The sequence below is a fragment of the Streptomyces sp. NPDC048278 genome (assembly GCF_040652195.1).
Lineage (GTDB): Bacteria > Actinomycetota > Actinomycetes > Streptomycetales > Streptomycetaceae > Streptomyces.
The window spans coordinates 22,270-35,613 of record NZ_JBEZLP010000006.1 but is presented as its reverse complement, the minus strand read 5'-3'; the positions used below and the strand labels follow the sequence as shown (position 1 = coordinate 35,613).

At 72.0% G+C, this 13,344-nt stretch carries 11 protein-coding genes; 5 read left to right on the top strand and 6 right to left on the bottom strand.

The window, feature by feature from the left end:
• Window positions 1-94: 94 nt before the first annotated feature.
• Window positions 95-1,621: an amino acid permease gene (locus AB0D74_RS13105; protein ID WP_362584352.1), complete on the top strand. Its 1,527-nt coding sequence runs from the start codon at window positions 95-97 to the stop codon at window positions 1,619-1,621.
• An 85-nt stretch (window positions 1,622-1,706) separates the two neighbouring features.
• Window positions 1,707-2,663, top strand: coding sequence for an RluA family pseudouridine synthase (locus tag AB0D74_RS13100; protein WP_362584349.1), 957 nt, complete (start codon window positions 1,707-1,709; stop codon window positions 2,661-2,663).
• Here the strand turns inward: AB0D74_RS13100 and AB0D74_RS13095 are convergent.
• From AB0D74_RS13095 to AB0D74_RS13070, 6 genes are all read right to left on the bottom strand, one after another.
• Complete coding sequence (locus tag AB0D74_RS13095; RefSeq protein WP_362584346.1) at window positions 2,660-4,138, bottom strand: cytochrome P450; 1,479 nt, start codon at window positions 4,136-4,138, stop codon at window positions 2,660-2,662. The two genes, AB0D74_RS13100 and AB0D74_RS13095, sit on opposite strands and share 4 nt — an antisense overlap.
• A 42-nt stretch (window positions 4,139-4,180) precedes the next feature.
• Window positions 4,181-4,801, bottom strand: a complete 621-nt coding sequence (locus AB0D74_RS13090; RefSeq protein ID WP_362584343.1) for an ATP/GTP-binding protein — start codon at window positions 4,799-4,801, stop codon at window positions 4,181-4,183.
• Window positions 4,782-5,210, bottom strand: coding sequence for a DUF742 domain-containing protein (locus AB0D74_RS13085; protein WP_362584340.1), 429 nt, complete (start codon window positions 5,208-5,210; stop codon window positions 4,782-4,784). Before AB0D74_RS13085 ends, AB0D74_RS13090 begins: the two co-directional genes overlap by 20 nt.
• Window positions 5,207-5,614: a roadblock/LC7 domain-containing protein gene (locus tag AB0D74_RS13080; RefSeq protein ID WP_089103096.1), complete on the bottom strand. Its 408-nt coding sequence runs from the start codon at window positions 5,612-5,614 to the stop codon at window positions 5,207-5,209. Before AB0D74_RS13080 ends, AB0D74_RS13085 begins: the two co-directional genes overlap by 4 nt.
• Window positions 5,611-7,230, bottom strand: a complete 1,620-nt coding sequence (locus tag AB0D74_RS13075; RefSeq protein ID WP_362584337.1) for an ATP-binding protein — start codon at window positions 7,228-7,230, stop codon at window positions 5,611-5,613. The genes AB0D74_RS13080 and AB0D74_RS13075 overlap by 4 nt, the downstream gene beginning before the upstream one ends.
• A 335-nt stretch (window positions 7,231-7,565) precedes the next feature.
• Window positions 7,566-8,192 carry a helix-turn-helix domain-containing protein gene (locus tag AB0D74_RS13070; RefSeq protein ID WP_362584334.1) on the bottom strand — a complete coding sequence of 209 codons (627 nt, stop codon included), beginning with the start codon at window positions 8,190-8,192 and terminating at the stop codon, window positions 7,566-7,568.
• A gap of 186 nt (window positions 8,193-8,378) precedes the next feature.
• Between AB0D74_RS13070 and AB0D74_RS13065 the strand changes: the two genes are divergently transcribed.
• From AB0D74_RS13065 to AB0D74_RS13055, 3 genes are read left to right on the top strand one after another with little or no spacing between them, the layout of a single operon-like run.
• Entirely contained in the window at window positions 8,379-9,203 is an 825-nt protein-coding gene (locus tag AB0D74_RS13065) for an urea amidolyase associated protein UAAP1 (RefSeq protein WP_362584331.1), read from the top strand.
• Window positions 9,200-9,826, top strand: coding sequence for an urea amidolyase associated protein UAAP2 (locus AB0D74_RS13060; RefSeq protein ID WP_362584328.1), 627 nt, complete (start codon window positions 9,200-9,202; stop codon window positions 9,824-9,826). Before AB0D74_RS13065 ends, AB0D74_RS13060 begins: the two co-directional genes overlap by 4 nt.
• Window positions 9,823-13,335: a 5-oxoprolinase/urea amidolyase family protein gene (locus AB0D74_RS13055; RefSeq protein ID WP_362584325.1), complete on the top strand. Its 3,513-nt coding sequence runs from the start codon at window positions 9,823-9,825 to the stop codon at window positions 13,333-13,335. The genes AB0D74_RS13060 and AB0D74_RS13055 overlap by 4 nt, the downstream gene beginning before the upstream one ends.
• The last annotated feature ends 9 nt before the right edge of the window (window positions 13,336-13,344 follow it).

Sequence of the window (13,344 nt, the reverse complement as noted above, 5' to 3'; positions counted from 1 at the left end):
TCCGAAACAGCGCATCCCTAATTTCTGTCGCCCGACAGGAAATCCGCGCTCTCCGTCCTCGACAGGACGTCCGCCCTGACAGGCAGGTGCCGCCGTGACGACACTCGACGACCGCTCAGTGGAACCCGACGACCGCTCCCTGGAGGAGTTCGGCTACCGCCAGGAGCTGCACCGCAGCCTCGGCCGGTACGCCTCGTTCGCCGCCGGGTTCTCCTTCATCTCCGTACTGACGACCGTCTTCCAGTTCTTCGCCTTCGGGTACGCGTTCGGCGGCCCGGTCTTCTTCTGGGCCTGGCCGGCCGTCCTGATCGGCCAGTTGCTGGTGGCCGCGTGCTTCGCCGAACTGGCCGGCCGCTACCCGATCTCCGGCGCCATCTACCAGTGGTCCTCACGCCTGTCCAACCCTTCCTTCGGCTGGTTCGCCGGCTGGATCATGGTGATCGGGCAGATCGTGGTGGTCGCGGCGGCGGCGCTCGCCCTCCAGATGGTGCTGCCCGCGCTGTGGTCCGGCTTCCAGCTGATCGGCACGGACACCGCGGTGACCTCGGCCGACGGGACCGCGAACGCGGCCGTCCTCGGCGTCGTCCTGCTGGTGCTGACCACCCTCGTGAACGTCATGGACAACCGGGTGATGTCCGTGATCAACCGGGTCGGGGTGACCGCCGAGATCATCGGCGCGGTACTGATCGTCGTCCTGCTCCTCACCCACTCCAAGCGCTCCCCCGGCATCACGTTCCACACCGGTACGGCCGCCGAGGGCGGTCTGCTGGGCGCGCTCCTGGTCGGCTCGTTCACGGCCGCGTACGTGATGATCGGCTTCGACAGCGCGGGCGAGATGAGCGAGGAGACCCACCACCCGCGGCGTACGGCGCCGCGCACGATCCTCACGGCGCTGTCCACCGCGGGCCTGCTCGGCGGTCTGGTCATCCTCGGCGGACTGCTGGCCGCGCCCAGCCTCACCGACGGGCGCCTCGGGGTCGACGGGCTGAGCTACGTCCTCACCAGCAGCCTCGGGGACGGCGTGGGCCGGGTGCTGCTGGCCGACGTGGTCGTGGCCATCGCGGTGGCAACGCTGGCGATCCAGACCGCGGCCTCGCGGATGCTGTTCTCCATGGCGCGGGACGGGCAGCTGCCGTTCGCCGATCGGCTGGCGCGGGTGAATCCGCGGACCGGGATGCCGGGGGCGCCGGCCGTGGTGGTGGGGGTGCTGGCCGCCGTACTGCTGCTGCTCAACTTCGCGTCGCCGGACGCGTTCCTGGCGATCGGGACCACGTGCATCGTGATGCTGTACCTCGCGTACGCGATGGTGACCGGGCCGCTGCTGGTGCGGCGGCTGCGCGGGGAGTTCCGGGCCGAGGGGGCGGACGAGACCGGGGCGCCGTTGTTCTCGCTGGGGCGGTGGGGGGTGCCGGTGAACGCGGGTGCGCTGCTGTACGGGCTGGTGATGACGGTGAATCTGGCGTGGCCTCGGGGGGCGGTGTACGACCCCAGTGGGGGCCACTGGTACTTCCGGTGGTTCACCGTGTTGTTCCTGGTCGGGACGGTGGTGGTGGGCGGGGTTTGGAGGTTTGCCCGGGCGGAGTCTCGAAGTGCTGTTGCTGTGCCGGAGGCTGTGGCGTAGCGGGTCGGGTGCGGGTGTGTGGGGGCTGGTCGCGCAGTTCCCCGCGCCCCCAAGCAAGGCGCGTGGCGCTTACCCTTGACTCCAAATGAGACGTAAGACCGCGGCCCCGCCCTCTCCCCTCCCTCAGCACCAAGGAGTGGACCCCGTTCGGGTGCGGTTGCCCTTCTCCGAGGAGTGGGACACCGTCGGCGCGTACCTGATCGCGCGGCTCTCCGGAGCCGGACCCGGCGTTGTCGAGGAGATGCTGCACGCGGGGCTCGTCGTGGGCGCCGACGGTCAGCCCGTCGACGCCCACGCGCCCTACTCCCCCGGCCGCTACCTCTGGTTCCACCGCGACCTGCCGCCCGAGGTCCCCGTCCCCTTCCCTCTCGAGGTCGTGTACCGCGACGACCACCTCGTCGTCGCCGACAAGCCGCACTTCCTCGCCACCACGCCCCGGGGCAGTCACGTCACCGAGACCGTGCTCGCCCGGTTGCGGCGGGAGCTGGGGATTCCGGCGCTGGGGGCCGCGCACCGGCTGGACCGGCTCACGGCCGGGCTCGTGCTGTTCACCGTGCGGCCCGCGGAGCGCGGCGCGTACCAGAGGCTGTTCAGCGAGCGGCGGGTGCGCAAGGAGTACCAGGCGATCGCGCCGTACGACCCTTCGCTCACCGTTTCCCGGACCGTGCGCAGCCGGATCCTCAAGGAACGCGGCGTCATGGCGGCCCGGGAGATCGAGGGGGAGCCCAACGCGGAGACGGTCGTCGAGCTGGTCGAGCGCAGAGGTGACCTGGGCCGGTACCGGCTCACCCCGCACACCGGGCAGACCCATCAACTGCGGGTCCACATGAACGCGTTGGGCGTGCCGATCCTCGGGGATCCGCTGTATCCCGAGGTGGCGGGACCCGTGCCGGACGGTGACTTCCGGCGGCCGTTGCAACTGCTGGCGCGGCGGCTGGAGTTCACCGATCCGGTCACGGGGGTGGAGCACCGGCTGTGCAGCGGGCGGACGCTGCGGGCCTGGGAGTCGTACCCGGCGTGGGCCGGTGACCAGGTCCCCTAGCGGCCCAGCCACCAGCGGCGCAGCCTGGGCCAGATGCCGCGCGGCACGGCCGGTTCGGAGGCGGACACGGCCACCGGCGGCGCGGGCCTGGGCTCGGGGACCGGGACCGGTTCCGGGGCTGCCGGGCGGGGGCCGCCGACCTGCCAGTCGGTGCGCTGCGGCGGGACGAGGGCCGGGCTCGGCATGAGGGTGACGTCCTGCTTCGGCTTGGGGTCGAAGCGCACCGGCAGTTCCACCAGGTGCCGGGAGGCGATGGAGGCGCGCCAGCGCAGCTCCTCCTCGTCGCAGTCGAGCTGGATGTCGGAGAGCCGGGTCAGCAGCTGGTCGACACCCACGTCGGCGATGGCACGGCCGATGTCCTGCCCGGGGCATTCGTGCGGGCCGCCGCCGAAGGCGAGGTGGGACCGGTTGCCCTGCATGTTGGCGTTCAGGTCGGGGCGGACGCGCGGGTCGACGTTGCCCGGTGCGGGCGCGTAGAGCAGGCCGTCGCCCTTGCGGATGCGCTGGCCGCCGAGTTCCGTGTCCTGCTTGGCGAAGTAGGCGAAGACGGTGCTGAACGGCGGCTCGTCCCACAGGGACTGCTCGATCGCCTCGGGCACGGTCATCTGGCCGCCGTTGAGCTGGGCGCGGAAGCCGGGCTCGGTGAGGACCATGCGCAGGGCGTTGGCGAGGAGGTTGGCGGTGGTCTCGTAGGCGGCGTAGAGGACGACCCGCAGGTGCTGGGCGACCTCGTCGTCGTTGAGTCCGGCCGGGTGGTTGACGAGGTGGCTGGCGAAGTCGTCCTCGGGGCGGGCCCGGCGGCGGGCGGTGAGCCGGGTCAGGCAGCCCATGACGTACTCGTTGCTGGCGATCGCGGTCTCGGTGCCCTTGAGGGCGTCCCGGGTGGCCTCCACGATCCGCTCGTTGTACTCCTCGGGCATGCCGAGCAGTTCGCACATGACGGCCATCGGCAGGTGCTCGGAGTACTGGGAGACCAGGTCGGCGCGGCCCTTCTCGCAGAACTCGTTGACCAGCAGCTGGGTGTAGCGGCCGATGAGGCGGCGGATGCTGCGGTGGTCGATGGTGGTCATGGCGCCCTGGACCGCCGTGCGCAGCCGCAGGTGCTCCTCGCCCTCGGCGTGCGAGCAGATCGGCTGCCAGGCGATGTGCGGCATGAGGGGGTGGTCGGGCTTGACCATGCCCTCGCGCAGCGGGGTCCAGACGCGGCTGTCCCGGGTGAAGACGGCGGGGGTGCGGACCATCTGGAGGTTCTCGGTGAGTCCGAGGACCACCCAGACCGGTACGTCGTCGTGGAGCAGGACGGGGGCCACGGAGCCGTGTTCCTCGCGCAGCTGCTCGTACAGCTCGCCGAGGTGGTCCGCGTCGGCGCCGTAGAGCCGCTGGAGTCCGCCGGGGCCGCGGTCGTGCGCCGGACAGCCGGGCGGCGGGACCGGGCCCGTGCTGGCGCCGGCCGGGAGGGGGGATTCAGGCGTCACAGTGATCGCTCCGAAGAGATCCGAAAGAGTTCGAGAGAGGGGTCAGGTGAGCGCGCCGGACATGGCGAGCGAGTGCAGGAAGCGCATCAGGGTCATCAGGACGTCTCGGCTGGAGGCCCGGCGGCGGGCGTCGCACTCGATGATGGGGACGTCGGGCGGCAGGTCCAGCGCGGTGCGCAGTTCCTCGACGGGGTAACGGGGCGCGTCCGGGAAGGAGTTGACGGCGACGACGAACGGCACCCCGCGCTCCTCCAGGCGCCCCATCACGTCGAAGCTGACCTCCAGGCGACGGGTGTCGATGAGGACGACCGCGCCGAGGGCGCCTTCGAACAGGCCGTTCCACAGGAACCAGAAGCGTTCCTGGCCGGGGGTGCCGAAGAGGTAGAGGACCAGTTGGTCGGTGATGCTGATGCGGCCGAAGTCCATGGCCACGGTGGTGGCGGTCTTCGAGTCGGAGCCGTAGTTGTCGTCGACCCCGATGCCGGCCTGGGTCATGGTCTCCTCGGTGGTCAGCGGCCTGATCTCGCTGACGGAACCGACCATGGTGGTCTTGCCGACCCCGAAGCCGCCCACGATCACGATCTTCACCGCGGCCTGGGCGGTGTGCGGGAGATGGTCCGCGGTGCGGGGGCCGGGGATCGTGTCAGAGCTTTTGAAGTCCATGCATCACCGCTTCGAGGAGTGAACGGTCGGGGAGCGCCTGGCGGACGATGGGGGCGCGCGCCTGCACCAGTTCGGCCGTGATCAGCTCGGTGATCAGTGCCGTCATCGCGCTGAACGGCAGGTTGAGATAGGCCGAGAGCTCGGCCACGGACAGCGGGGCGAGACAGAGCCGGAGCAGCGCCGCCTGCTCCGGGGTGACGGAGGGCGGTGCGGCGGCGCGCGCCACGATTAAGGTGACCAGGTCGAGTTCGGCCCGGGCGCCGTCGGCGCCGCTGATGACGTAGAGCCGTTCGGGGTTCTTGTTGTCCTCGTCCTCGCCGCCGCTCTCGGGGACCGGCGGCGCGGACGGGACCGGGGGCGGAGCGAGTTCCGGCCTGGGCCGGCGCCGTTTGCGTTGCGGAGGAGTCATACGGTCTGCCCGTTCCGCCGGGGCGGACTGGTGAGGTGGGCGCCGATGCGGACGACGAGGTCGCGCATCATCTCGCTCATCCGGCCCGGTTCGCAGGTGACGTCGGCGAGCACGGCGAGGTAGGCGTTGGCACCCGCGGACATGAGGTAGAAGTAACCTCTGTCGATCTCGATCAGGACGAGGTTCATGTCGCCGTTGCTGATGGGGAGTTCCTGGGCGACGGCACTGGCCAGGCTCTGCACGCCCGCGCAGGCCGCGGCGAGCCGGTCGGCGGCGTCGGGGTCGCCGCCGTGCCGGGCGATGCGCAGGCCGTCGGCGGAGAGCACGACGATCATCTCGACGCCCGGTACGCCGTCGGCGAGTTGCTTGAGCATCCAGTCGAAGTTGCCTCGCTGCTGGATCACTTGAGGTCCCCCTCGTCGTCGGCCTCGGTGCCGGCCGGATCGTTGATCAGATGCAGGTACTTGGTGGGGTTCCGGGTGAAGTCGGTGGGGTGGACACCCGGGTTGTTCTTCTTGAGCCCCTCCCAGAACGCCTCGACCCAGAGGCCGGGCTCGCGGCGCTCCGGCTCCGGCTCGGGTTCGGGCTCCTTGTGCTGCGACCAGATGGTCGGGTTGCCCTCGCGTTCGGCGCGCTCGATGGCGGCCTGCTCGGCGATCCGCTGGCTGAGCGGCGTCTTCATCCGGCTGCGCCGCTGCGGCAGCCCGCCCGCGGTCCATTCGGTGACCTCGGGGACGTCGTCCTCCATGGAGATCCCGGCGGGGATGCGGGGGCTGGTGGGCCGGCGCCGCTTGGGCGGGCGCTTGGGGCCTTCGAGGGCGCCCAGCTCGGGCTTGGGGATGCCGGTGGCGCCGATGCCGTGGGCGATGCCGGGGGCGGGGTCGGTGGTCATCATGTCGCTGGGCACGATGAGGACGGCCCGGACACCGCCGTACGCGGAGGCGCGCAGCGAGACGTCCATGTTGTACGTCTTGCACAGGCGGCCCACGACCGAGAGGCCGAGGCGCGGGTTCTCGCCGAGGACCTGGATGTCCTTGCCCTGCTTGGCCTTCTCCAGCAGGCCCTCCAGGCGGTCGCGGGCCTCCTCGTTGAGGGTGACGCCGGCGTCCTCGATCTCGATGCACACGCCGGACTGCACCTCGACGGCGGTGACGTGCACCTTGGTGGAGGGCGGCGAGTAGCGGGTGGCGTTGTCGAGGAGTTCCGCGGCGGCGTGGATGACCGGCTCGACGGAGGTGCCCTTGATGTTGACCTGACAGATGGAGTGCAGCTCGATGCGCCGGTACTCCAGGATCCGGGACATGGCACCGCGCAGCACGCTGTAGAGGGCGACGGGGTTGGGCCACTGGCGGCCCGGCCGGCCGCCGCCGAGCACGGAGACCGAGTCGGCGAGGCGTCCGATCAGCGCGGTGCCGTGGTCGATGCGCAGCAGGTCGTCGAAGACCTCGGGGTTGCGGCCGTGGTCCTCCTCCATCTCCCGCAGTTCGTGGGCCTGCTGGTGGACGATGGCCTGGACGCGCCGGGCGACGCTGACGAAGGAGCGCTCCAGGGAGTCGCGCTGGAGGTCCTCCTCGTCGACGATGTCGAGCATGATGCGGATCAGCCGGCGCTGCGACTCGGGGGCGTGGCGCATCCGCGGGTCGACGTCGAAGAGCTGGCGGACCACCTCTTTGGGTGACTCGCCGGCCTTCAGCCGGTAGAGCGCGGTCGGGAAGACCTCGCGGCCGAGGTGCTCGACCTCCTCCTCGCTCGCGGCGAGGCGCCGTTCCAGATACGCGCTGTGACGGTCGTGCTCGGCCCGGGCGTCCCGGAGCCCACGGCCGCGGCGCACCGCTTCCGCCGCCGTCGCGAGCACCAGCAGCATGCCGACGGCACCGCACACGCCGACGGCGATCCGGGCGGACCCCGCCACCAGGACGACGGCGGCGGCGGTCGCCGCGGCCATCAGTATGGCGGGCAGCAACAGCACGCGCGCCAGGGAAAGTTCACGGCCATCGGGAGGCGATTGCACACTCACCATGTATGCCTTCTGAGACGAATCGGCTGGGTGTCGGGGGAGCTCGTGGGGGGAAGGTTCATGGAGCAGTCTGGATCTTCCGTATGTTTGGGAACAGACGCACGAATTCACCTCAACTCGGTGCGCCGCGGGCGAGCTTAGTCCGACCGGATCAACGCCATGTCATATTCGGCAAGCACCTGAAAACGCCCGAAGTACTGGAGTACCCTCGGTCGTTTTGCACGGAGGGCATTCACTCGAACACGGCGCGTCACGACGCACGGGCGTACGGGGGCCACTCACCGTGACGGGTGAAAGGGCCCTCCGGAGCGAAACCCCCACCGGCCCCGAGGGTCCCTTCAGACCCCCACGATCCGCAGGGCGGCCTCGGCCGTGGCGCGGGCGAACTCGTGGGCGGGGCGCTCCGGTTCGGAGCGGTGGACGAGGATGACGCCCTCGATCAGCCCGAAGACGAGGTCGGTCCGCAGCTCCAGCTCCCCCTTGGCCAGCGTCCCGCCGGCCGCCGTACCGGCGATCAACTGCCGGTAGGCGTCCTTGAGTTCGGCGCGAACGGCATGGAAGCCGGCGAACCGCTCGGCGCGCACCTCGGGGAGCAGGTAGAGCGCGCCGAGATTGTGCGGCCCGGCGCAGAGCAGCTCCACGTCGGCCCGGCACAGGATCCGCAGCCGTTCCTCGGCCGGGGTCGCGTCGTCGGCGAGCAGCTCGCGCGCGCAGGCCAGGGAGGGCGTGACGGTGGACTCGAGCAGCTCGGCGAGGAGCTCCTCCTTGCCGGAGACGTAGTGGTACATCGACGCCTGCCGCATGCCGGCCCGCTCGGCGACGGCCCGGGTGGTGGTGGCCGCGTAGCCGCGGGTGGTGAACAACTCGGCGGCTGCCGTGAGCAGTTCGGCCCGCGGCTCAAGGCCGCTGTCCGGCCGCTGCGCGGCCCGCGGCCGGCCGACCCGGCGGCCACTGCTCGTCCCCATGCGTTCGATCCTCGCACACGACGCCGTACGACGATCACGCCGACGCCGCAGCCACCGGGCCGCCGCCCCCGGTGAGCCCTCGGTAACCGGGCCGGAACGCGACGGCAACGCCGCCGACCCGGCCCGCCCCTAATTTCTGTCGGGCGACAGAAACAACCCTGCAGCCGAAGGAGCCGGAGGTCAGCGATGGCGACAGCGACCACGTACGGAGCCCGTGCGCACGCCCGTGCCCAGGAGGGCACCCGCGCCGAGGCCATGCCCGTCGTACCGGCCGCCGACTGGCCGGACCCGCCCTGCGAGGCCGGGCACCTGGTGTGGGCCGAGACGGTGGCGGGCGGCAACTACACGCACCGCGTCCTGGCCCGCGGCACCGAACTGCGCCTGACCGACCTGACCGGCGACGCCTGCGCCCACCTCCTGCTGTACGCCGACGGCCGCCCCTGGGAGCGGCTGAACGTCGCCGACACGGTCAAGGTGCAGTGGAACGCCTACCTCGGCGAGGGCGTACTGCTCCTCTCCGACCAGGGCCGGGTCCTCGCCTCCGTCGTCGCCGACACCTCCGGCCGCCATGACGCCCTGTGCGGCACCTCCACCCTGGTCCGCAACACCCACCGGTACGGCGACGGCACCCCGCAGTCCCCCTCCCCCGCCGGACGCGAGCTGTTCAAGCTGGCGGCGGCCAAGAACGGCCTGGAGCCGCGCGACCTGCCGCCGTCCCTGTCGTTCTTCCAGGGCGTGGAGGTACGCGAGGACGGCACGCTGGACTTCACCGGCTCGGCCGGCCCCGGCGGCAGCGTCACGCTCCGCGCCGAGCAGGACGTGACCGTACTGATCGCGAACGTCCCGCACCCGGCCGACCCGCGCCCCGACTACGTCAGCACCCCCCTGGAGGTCCTGGCCTGGCGCGCCGCCCCGACCGCGCCCGGCGCCCCGCTCTGGGACGCCACCCCCGAGGGCCGCCGCGCCTTCCTCGACACCCGTGAATTCCTCGCCGCGAGGGGGCTCGCATGAGCACGAGCACGAGTACGAGTAGGCGGACCGCCGTCGTCCCGGCCCGCGCCGCCTGGTCCGCCGTGATCCGCGAGGGCGAGACCCTCACCCTCACCGACCTGCACGGCAACCAGGCCGTCGACTTCCTCGTCTACGACGCCCACGACACGGCCGTCCGCTACAGCGCGCCCGACACTGTCCACGCCCAGGGCAGCATCTTCCTCACCACCGGCAGCGTGCTGCTCTCCAACGAGCACACCCCGCTGATGACGGTGACCGCCGACGAGGTCGGCCGGCACGACACGGTCGGCGGCGCCTGCTCCAAGGAGTCCAACACCCTGCGCTACGGCCACCACACCTGGTCCCAGCACGCCTGCGTCGACAACTTCCTCGCGGAGGGCGCACGGCACGGCCTCGGCAAACGCGACCTGGTCTCCAACATCAACTGGTACATGAACGTCCCCGTCGAGAAGGACGGCACCCTCGGCATCGTCGACGGCCTCTCGGCCCCCGGCCGCAAGCTGACCCTGCGCGCCGAACGCGACGTCCTCGTCCTGGTCTCCAACTGCCCCCAGATCAACAACCCCTGCAACGGCTTCGACCCCACGGCCGTCGAGACGACGATCACCGGAGCCGCCGGATGACCTCCTTCGACACGCTCCTGGTCGCCAACCGTGGCGAGATCGCCGTCCGCGTCATCCGCACCGCCCGCGAACTGGGCCTGCGCACGGTCGCCGTCCACTCCGACCCCGACCGCTCGGCCCCGCACGTCCGCCTCGCCGACGAGGCGGTCCGGCTCGGCCCGGCCCCGGCGAAGGAGTCGTACCTCGACGCCGACCTGATCCTCAAGGCCGCCAAGGACACCGGCGCGGGCGCGATCCACCCCGGCTACGGCTTCCTGTCCGAGGACGCCGCCTTCGCCCGGCGCTGCGAGGAGGCCGGGATCGTCTTCGTCGGCCCGACCCCCGAACAACTGGAGCTGTTCGGCGCGAAGCACACCGCACGGGCCGCCGCACAGGCCGCGGGGGTTTCCCTGGCACCGGGCACCGGACTGCTGACGGACGTGGCCGAGGCCCGCCGCGCGGCGTCCGCCATCGGCTACCCCGTCATGCTCAAGGCCACCGGCGGTGGCGGCGGTATCGGCATGTCGGCATGTCGATCGGCCGATGAACTGACCGATGCATGGGACCGCGTCCAGCGCGTCGCCGCCGCCTCCTTCTCCTCCGCCGGGGTCTTCCTGGAGCGCCTGGTCGAGCACGCCCGCCATGTCGAGGTCCAGGTCTTCGGCGACGGCGAAGGCCGGGTCGTCACCTTCGGCGACCGCGACTGCTCGCTCCAGCGCCGCAACCAGAAGGTGGTCGAGGAGGCCCCCGCCCCCGGCCTGCCCGACCACGTCCGCGCTCAACTCGCCTCCTCCGCCCGCGACCTGTGCGCCTCGGTCGGCTACCGCTCGGCCGGCACGGTCGAGTTCGTGTACGACGCGGCCCGCGAGGAGGCCTACTTCCTGGAGGTCAACACCCGCCTCCAGGTGGAGCATCCGGTCACCGAGGAGATCTACGGCGTCGACCTGGTCGCCTGGATGCTGCGCCTCGCCCAGGGCGAGACCGGCGTCGTCCGCGACCCGGGCGCACCGCGCGGCCACGCCGTCGAGGCCCGCGTCTACGCCGAGGACCCGTCCCGCGAACACCGGCCCAGCGCGGGCCTGCTGACCCGGGTGGAGTTCCCGGCGGGCGTACGCGTCGACGGCTGGGTGGAGACCGGCACCGAGGTGACGACGTCGTACGACCCGATGCTCGCCAAGGTCGTCGCGTACGGCCCCGACCGCGCCGAGGCGCTGCGGCGGCTGGACGAGGCGCTGGCCGGCACCCGCGTCGACGGCATCGAGACCAACCTCGGCCTGGTCCGCGCGGCGCTCGCCGACCGGGACTTCCGCTCCGCCGCCCACTCCACGGCCACCCTCGCCCGGGTCACCGACCCCACCCCCCGGATCGAGGCCGTCGCCGCCGGCACGCTCACCACGGTCCAGGACTGGCCGGGCCGCACCGGCTACTGGCAGGTCGGCGTCCCCCCGAGCGGCCCGATGGACGACCGCTCCTTCCGCCTCGGCAACCGCGCCCTCGGCAACCCGGACGGTGCGCCCGGCCTCGAATGCACCCTCCAGGGCCCGTCCCTGCGCTTCACCCACCCCACCACGGTCTGCGTGACCGGTGCCCCGGCCCCGGTGACGGTCGACGGCGTCCCGGCCGCCCAGTGGGAGCCGGTGACCGTCCCGGCGGGCGGCCTGCTGGAGATCGGCGCCCCCGCCGGGCACGGCCTGCGCACCTACGTCCTGTTCGCCGGCGGCGGCCTGGACGTCCCGGCCTTCCTCGGCAGTGCGAGCACCTTCACCCTGGGCCGGTTCGGCGGCCACGGCGGCCGGGCCCTGCGCACCGGTGACGTCCTGCACGGCGGGACCGTCACGGACGGGCAGCCGGTCGCCGAACGCCCGCGCTTCACCGCCCACTGGCAGCTCGCGGCCGTCGAAGGCCCGCACGCGGCACCGGAGTTCTTCACCGAGGACGACATCCGCGACTTCTACGCAGCCGAGTGGAAGGTGCACTTCAACTCGGCGCGCACCGGAGTCCGGCTGGTCGGCCCCAAGCCGCGCTGGGCCCGCACCGACGGCGGCGAGGCGGGCCTGCACCCCTCCAACATCCACGACACCCCGTACTCGGTCGGCGCCGTCGACTACACCGGCGACATGCCGGTCCTGCTCGGCCCCGACGGCCCCTCCCTCGGCGGCTTCGTCTGCCCGGCCACGGTCCTGAGCGGCGAACGCTGGAAGCTCGGCCAGCTCCGCCCCGGCGACACGGTCCGCTTCACCCCGGTCGACGTGACGGGCGCGCCCCGCCCCGAGATCGTCGACGGCGGTGTCCTGGCCCGGGACGGGGACGTGACGTACCGGCGCAGCGGCGACGACAACCTGCTGGTCGAGTTCGGCCCGATGCAGCTGGACCTCGCCCTGCGGATGCGCGTGCACGCCCTGATGGAGGCGGTGACGGCGGCGGACCTTCCCGGGGTCAGGGACCTCACCCCCGGTATCCGCTCGCTCCAGGTGCAGACGGACCCTGCCGCTCTCCCCCAGTCCGAACTCCTTGCCGCGGTACGGGAGATCGTCACCTCGCTCCCGCCCACCGACGCACTCGTGGTCCCCTCCCGCACGGTCCATCTCCCCCTCTCCTGGGACGATCCGGCGACCCGCGAGGCGATCGCCCGCTACATGGCGGGCGTCCGCGACGACGCCCCGTGGTGCCCGTGGAACATCGAGTTCATCCGCCGGATCAACGGCCTGGACTCGGTCGACGACGTCCACCGCACGGTCTTCGACGCGGAGTACCTGGTCCTCGGCCTCGGCGACGTCTACCTGGGCGCCCCGGTCGCCACCCCGCTCGACCCCCGCCACCGCCTGGTCACCACGAAGTACAACCCGGCCCGCACCTGGACCGCCGAGAACTCCGTCGGCATCGGCGGCGCCTACCTGTGCGTCTACGGCATGGAGGGCCCGGGCGGCTACCAGTTCGTGGGCCGTACCACCCAGGTGTGGTCGGGCTGGCAGCAGCGCGGCGCGTTCGAGCCGGGCCGGCCCTGGCTGCTGCGGTTCTTCGACCGGATCAGGTGGTACCCGGTGTCCGCGGACGAACTCCTCGACCTGCGCGCCGACATCACCTCCGGCCGGTTCGTGCCGCGCATCGAGGAGGGCACCTTCTCCCTCTCCGCCTACCAGGCGTTCCTCACCGAACAGGCCGCGTCCATCGAGGAGTTCAGGGCACGGCAGCAGGCGGCTTTCGGGGCGGAGCGCGACGCGTGGGAAGCGGCGGGCGAGTTCGCGAGGGCGGAGGCCTCGGCCGCCCCGGCCGCCGCCCCGGCCGAGGTGTCCGTGCCGCCGGGCGGCCGGCTGATAGAGGCCGAGTTCGCGGCCTCCGTATGGCAGTTGAACGTGCGCCCTGGTGACGAGGTGACGGCGGGCCAGCCGCTCCTCGCCCTGGAGGCGATGAAGATGGAGTCCAGGGTGCACGCGCCGATGCCCGGTGTGGTGACGGAGATCCTGGCCCGGCCCGGCGACCAGGTGGAGGCGGGGACGGCCCTGCTCGTCCTGGCACCGGCCGCGAACTGAGCGACAGGA